This window comes from Phocaeicola sp., from assembly GCF_048170425.1.
GTDB lineage: Bacteria > Bacteroidota > Bacteroidia > Bacteroidales > Bacteroidaceae > Phocaeicola.
Window position 1 is genome coordinate 1 of sequence record NZ_DBEXBB010000328.1, and the last position, 5,757, is coordinate 5,757.

The 5,757-nt window shown below is 47.2% G+C and carries 5 protein-coding genes; 2 read left to right on the forward strand and 3 right to left on the reverse strand.

Annotated features, from left to right (window positions below):
• Positions 1-18 precede the first annotated feature (18 nt).
• Entirely contained in the window at positions 19-888 is an 870-nt protein-coding gene (locus tag ACMJ0U_RS12475) for an endonuclease/exonuclease/phosphatase family protein (RefSeq protein WP_417130198.1), read from the forward strand.
• 73 nt (positions 889-961) lie between these two features.
• Here the strand turns inward: ACMJ0U_RS12475 and ACMJ0U_RS12480 are convergent, their stop codons facing one another.
• From ACMJ0U_RS12480 to ACMJ0U_RS12490, 3 genes are read right to left on the reverse strand one after another with little or no spacing between them, the layout of a single operon-like run.
• Positions 962-1,612 carry an ABC transporter ATP-binding protein gene (locus tag ACMJ0U_RS12480; protein ID WP_417130199.1) on the reverse strand — a complete coding sequence of 217 codons (651 nt, stop codon included), beginning with the start codon at positions 1,610-1,612 and terminating at the stop codon, positions 962-964.
• Positions 1,613-1,618: 6 nt separating this feature from the next.
• Positions 1,619-2,344 carry a ThiF family adenylyltransferase gene (locus tag ACMJ0U_RS12485; protein ID WP_417130200.1) on the reverse strand — a complete coding sequence of 242 codons (726 nt, stop codon included), beginning with the start codon at positions 2,342-2,344 and terminating at the stop codon, positions 1,619-1,621.
• Positions 2,341-4,485, reverse strand: coding sequence for a cation:proton antiporter (locus ACMJ0U_RS12490; protein WP_417121655.1), 2,145 nt, complete (start codon positions 4,483-4,485; stop codon positions 2,341-2,343). Before ACMJ0U_RS12490 ends, ACMJ0U_RS12485 begins: the two co-directional genes overlap by 4 nt.
• Before the next feature lie 198 nt (positions 4,486-4,683).
• Between ACMJ0U_RS12490 and ACMJ0U_RS12495 the strand changes: the two genes are divergently transcribed.
• Positions 4,684-5,694 carry an aspartate-semialdehyde dehydrogenase gene (locus ACMJ0U_RS12495; protein ID WP_007559717.1) on the forward strand — a complete coding sequence of 337 codons (1,011 nt, stop codon included), beginning with the start codon at positions 4,684-4,686 and terminating at the stop codon, positions 5,692-5,694.
• The last annotated feature ends 63 nt before the right edge of the window (positions 5,695-5,757 follow it).

The following is a 5,757-nucleotide window of genomic DNA, read 5'->3' on the forward strand; positions in this document are numbered from 1 at the left end:
TCATTAAACTTTATATCTATGAAACTCTACACTATTTTAGGAAGTTTTCTGGGGCTCTCTTTGTGCATGACCATTGCTTCATGCCACTCTCCCCAACCAACCAGTGAAATCACATGGAGCACCTTCAACATCCGCTACGACAATCCCTATGACAGTCTGAACAGCTGGACATACAGAAAAGACACCGTAGCCAATTTCATCAAGGCACAAAATCTGGACATTGTAGGCATGCAGGAAGTCCTGCACCACCAGCTTGAAGACCTGAAAGCCCGTCTGCCAGAATATGCCGAAGTCGGCGTGGGACGAGAAGATGGAAAAACACAAGGTGAATATGCCCCTCTGTTCTATAAAAAAGACCGTTTTGAATTACTGGACAACAACACCTTCTGGCTGTCACAATACCCCGACAGTGTAGGATTCATCGGATGGGACGGTGCCTGCACCCGTATTGCCACTTGGGCCAAGCTGAAAGACAAGACCAACAGAAAAATCTTTATGGCCATCAATACGCACTTTGACCATGTGGGAACAGAAGCCCGTAAAAAAGGTGCTTTGCTGATTATCGAGAAAATAAAAGAAATCGTAGGCGACCAGCCTGCCGTAGTTACCGGAGACTTCAACGTATCCGACCAGTCGGAAGCCTATCAGACTATCACCGGTAACAGTTTCATACTGAAAGATGCACACAAGACAGCTCTCCAGCAAGAAGGTGCCAGCTACACCTTCCATAATTTCGGACGCATACCCGCCGACTCCTGTGAAAAAATAGACTTTATATTTGTCACTCCTCAAATAGAGGTACAGCGCAGCTACATTCCTGAAGAAAACCGGAAAGCAAAGAAATACCTTTCCGACCATAATCCAGAAATCGTACACCTTTCTTTCTAAAAAGCTAATAAATCGAGGAAAAATTTATCCCGTCTGCCGGTACACATCTTTACCGGGACGGGATTTTTTTATCTTATACGATACGTCCGTCCACCAGATGAATGGTACGGTCGGTCTGCGTGGCCAGCTCCTCATCGTGCGTAACGATGACAAAAGTCTGCCCTAACTTGTCACGCAGTTCAAAGAACAACCGATGCAATTCTCCCTTGTTCTGCGTATCCAGACTTCCGGAAGGCTCGTCCGCCAAGATTACCGAAGGATGATTCATCAAGGCACGGGCTACAGCCACACGCTGCTTTTCGCCACCCGAAAGTTCTGCCGGCTTATGCGTGGCCCGCTCCGACAATCCCAGGAAATCCAGCAAATCCAATGCTTCCTTTCGGGCAGTTCCTGCCGATTTGCCTTGAATCAAAGACGGCATCATGACATTCTCTACCGCCGTGAACTCAGGCAACAACTGGTGAAACTGAAAAACAAAACCGATTTCCCGGTTCCGAAAGGCAGAAAGCTCCTTTTCTTTCAGACGGTTCACCTCCGTACCGTTCAATATAATTCGTCCTCCGTCCGGTTTGTCGAGTGTACCCATAATTTGAAGCAAGGTAGTCTTTCCCGCCCCACTGGGCCCCACAATACTGACCACCTCACCTCTCCCGATTTCCAGGTCAATCCCTTTCAATACCTGAAGCGCACCAAAACTCTTGGTTATCCCTTCCAACTGAATCATACGACTTTACAATTTACGAATTACATACTCTGCCAGATAGCATCCGAATACGGCCGGCATATAGCTGACGGTTCCTGCAGTAGACTTCTTGTTCTGTTCATCATCTACCAATATCACGGCATTTGCATCGGCCTGCTCCGTGCTGAATACCACCGGCAGCTTCCGCTTCATACCCATTTTCTGCAAACGCTTACGCACCGCCTTGCTCAACCCACAATGATACGTATCCCACAAATCCGCAAAACGAATCTGCGTAATATCCCGTTTGGCTCCGGCTCCCATGCTGCTGACAATCTTCAATCCGCGTTGCAAGGCATGATATATCAGATAGCACTTAGGAGCTACCGTATCAATGGCATCTACCACAAAATCAAACGGCGCACTGTCCAGCAGTTCAGGTATAGCCTCATCTTTCAGGTAAACCGGCAGCACAGTCAGCTCCAGTTCCGGATTAATATCCCGGAAACGTTCAGCCAATACCTCTGCCTTCGGTCGGCCAATTACGGAATGAGTGGCCGGCAACTGACGGTTGATGTTACTCGGCTGTACCGTATCGGCATCTACAATCGTCATCCGTCCCACTCCGGCACGACAAATCATTTCAGCCGCATACGCACCTACTCCTCCCAGGCCTACCACCAACACATGCGCCTTACGCAGACGCTCCATCTTCTCTTCGCCTAACAGCAATTCCGTGCGCTGCTGCCATTCTTTCTTATTTTCTTCGCTCATGAATCTTTCTTAAACCATTTATAAAACCAGTTGCCCACCTTGTCATAATACTGCGTTTCGGCCCATCCACGCGGATCGGCAAAACTCAGTGTTTCATTCGGGTCACCCTTCTGGTCAGGATACAGCAGCATGATACTGTTGTTATTAAAATATCTGGATACCTGCATGGGCAAGCGTTCAAAAGAAGAGTCGTACGAAATAGACCCTCTTCGTGAACTGACAATAACCAGCAGATGATCGTAATTCACCTGTCCTGTAATAATTAGCAAGTCGTCCCAGTTATCCAGTTCCTGGTATTCCGTCATCACATCCTTGTGCTTCTTCTGGATATATCCCTTGATATACCCCAAAGTCTGGGGATGAGCAAAGAAATGCAGACGGCATCCCAGCTGACTACTCATGCGGCACAAGTGCGTAATCCATTTCACAAAGCCATGCTCAAATTCCGATTTAGGAGGTACCGCCACAATGATACGCCGCAACGTATTGACCGGCATCAGAAAGCGGGCAATCATCACCTGCTGATAAGTATTCTTCAGCAAATCTTCCGTCAGATTACCGAAGAACGAATCCACGATATTGGCCTTGTTGTGCAAACCAATGACAATCGTAGTTGCCTCAGTTTCCTTAGCTGTATGTAAAATACCCGTAGCAATATTCAAGTCGAAACGCGACACTGTTTTCAGAAAGACATTGGCCGACGCAGCAATCTGAGCCGCCCTTTCCAGGCTTCTCTTTCCCCGCATCTCCAACCGCACAGAATCATTGTTATCATTAATCACATTCAGTGCCACCAGATTGTCCGTCCGCTTTTCATCACGTACCACCAGCGCCAGCTGCATCAGTTTATCCAGTGTGTCCGGATTGGCCACAGGAATCAGGATACGTTCCTTTTGCTGTTCTTTTTCTTCATCCAGCTCTGCATCATCCATCGCAATTCGTTTGGCCGCATGTTCCGTAATAAACGAGCTGACCACACACGTCACTAGAATCAGCAGAATGGTACCATTCAGTACATCTTCGTTCAACAAACGCTCTCCACTGGGCAGAATAATGTTGTAACCCACCAGTACCGCCGCCAGGGTAGCCGCAGCCTGTGCATTACTCAGTCCGAACATCAGCTCCCGTTCTACCGCCTTCATGCGATATATTTTCTGTGTCAGCCACGATGCAATCCATTTGCCTAACAGTGCCACCACAATCATGACACCAGCTACCTTAATGGAATCGATATGCCCGAACAATACATTCACGTTTATCAGCATTCCCACTCCGATAAGGAAATAAGGAATAAACAACGCATTTCCTACAAACTCCAGGTGACTCATCAGCGGAGAAACATGCGGAATCAGGCGGTTCAGCACCAACCCGGCCAAGAAGGCTCCCAAGATTCCCTCCATACCAATCAGCTCCATCAATCCGGCTCCCAAGAAGACCATGGCCATCACAAAGATATACTGCACCACCTGGTCACTGTAACGACGGAAGAACCAGCGTCCGATGCGAGGGAAGGTCAGCATAATCACCACGCTCAGCATCACGACTTTCAGCACCAGCCACACCCAGAACATATCCGAAGTATCGCCCTTGTACATACCTGCAATGACGGCCAAAACCAACAAGGTCAGCGTATCCGTCACCGCCGTACCTCCCACCGCAATGCTGACAGCCCGCTGCCGGTTGATACCGTAACGAATCACAATCGGATAAGCTATCAAAGTGTGCGAGGCATACATACTGGCCAGCAGCACAGAAGTAATCAGTCCGTATCCCAGCAAGTTCAGATTGGTCCACACACCAATACCCAGCGGAAAGATAAAGGCCAGCAAGCCCAATACCGTAGCCTTCACACGGATACTCTTGAAATCCTCCATGTTCATTTCCAGTCCGGCCAGGAACATGATATAATACAGTCCCACCTTACCGAAAAGCTCAAAACTGCTGTCGCGCGCCAGAATATTAAATCCATGTTCCCCGATAACGATACCTGCCAGAATCATTCCGATGATGTGCGGAATGCGCAGACGTTCCAATACAATCGGAGCAAACAGGATGATGACCAACACAAGGAAAAAAATCCAGGTGGGGTCAGTAATGGGAAAATCTATATTGAGATGAAAAAAATCTAACAATTCTTCCATAGATAATGAGCTGTTCGGTTTATTCGGTTTAAATTTATGGACAAAAATACGAAAAAAGTTCCGTATTTCCCCTTTGGTATTCCAAAATGTTTTAATTTTGCGGTTCAAAGGATACAAGGAGAAGACAAAAGTATCTAACTAAAATACAGAAAGCAATACAATCACGGAATTTATTAACTTAAACAAGAAACATAAGAAATGAAAGTAGCAATTGTTGGTGCAAGCGGAGCCGTAGGACAGGAGTTCCTGCGTGTGCTCGATGAAAGAAACTTCCCGGTAGATGAACTGCTGTTGTTCGGATCTTCAAGAAGTGCCGGACGAAAATACACTTTTCGCGGAAAAGAAATCGAAGTAAAACTTCTGCAGCACAACGATGATTTCAAAGGAGTAGACATCGCCTTTACGTCAGCCGGTGCGGGAACTTCCAAGGAGTTTGCAGAAACCATCACTAAATACGGTGCAGTGATGATTGACAACTCCAGCGCATTCCGTATGGAAAACGACATTCCTCTGGTAGTACCTGAAGTTAATGCCGAAGATGCACTGAACCGTCCGCGTGGCATCATTGCCAACCCGAACTGTACGACCATCCAGATGGTAGTAGCCCTGAAAGCTATCGAGAACCTGACCCATATCAAACGTGTACACGTATCTACCTATCAGGCTGCCAGCGGTGCCGGTGCGGCTGCCATGGACGAACTTTACGAACAGTACCGTCAGGTATTGGCCGGAGAGCCTGTCACTGTAGAGAAATTCGCTTATCAGCTGGCATTCAACCTGATTCCTCAGATTGACGTGTTCACAGACAACGGTTATACCAAAGAAGAAATGAAGATGTACAATGAAACACGTAAAATCATGCACTCAGATGTACAGGTTAGTGCAACTTGCGTACGTGTTCCTGCACTTCGTTCACACTCAGAAAGCATCTGGATTGAAACAGAACGTCCGGTATCTGTAGAAGAAGCCCGCGAAGCATTTGCCAACGGCGAAGGTCTGGTACTGATGGACAACCCGGAAAAGAAAGAATATCCGATGCCGTTGTTCCTGGCTGGAAAAGACCCTGTATATGTAGGTCGTATCCGTAAAGACCTGGCTAACGAAAACGGTCTGACTTTCTGGATTGTAGGCGACCAGATTAAGAAAGGTGCCGCTCTGAATGCCGTTCAGATTGCTGAATACCTGATTAAAGTGAAGAATATCGGATAATTAGTTTATCGGTATTGATATAAAAAAGGCATTGCCTGTGAGTTTCAAGCTCCAAGCAATGCT

Excerpts from the sequence above, each read along its gene's own strand:
- ACMJ0U_RS12475 (WP_417130198.1), top strand. The coding sequence starts at position 19 with ATGAAACTCTACACTATTTTAGGAAGTTTTCTGGGGCTCTCTTTGTGC.
- ACMJ0U_RS12480 (WP_417130199.1), bottom strand. The coding sequence starts at position 1,612 with ATGATTCAGTTGGAAGGGATAACCAAGAGTTTTGGTGCGCTTCAGGTA.
- ACMJ0U_RS12485 (WP_417130200.1), bottom strand. The coding sequence starts at position 2,344 with ATGAGCGAAGAAAATAAGAAAGAATGGCAGCAGCGCACGGAATTGCTG.
- ACMJ0U_RS12490 (WP_417121655.1), bottom strand. The coding sequence starts at position 4,485 with ATGGAAGAATTGTTAGATTTTTTTCATCTCAATATAGATTTTCCCATT.
- ACMJ0U_RS12495 (WP_007559717.1), top strand. The coding sequence starts at position 4,684 with ATGAAAGTAGCAATTGTTGGTGCAAGCGGAGCCGTAGGACAGGAGTTC.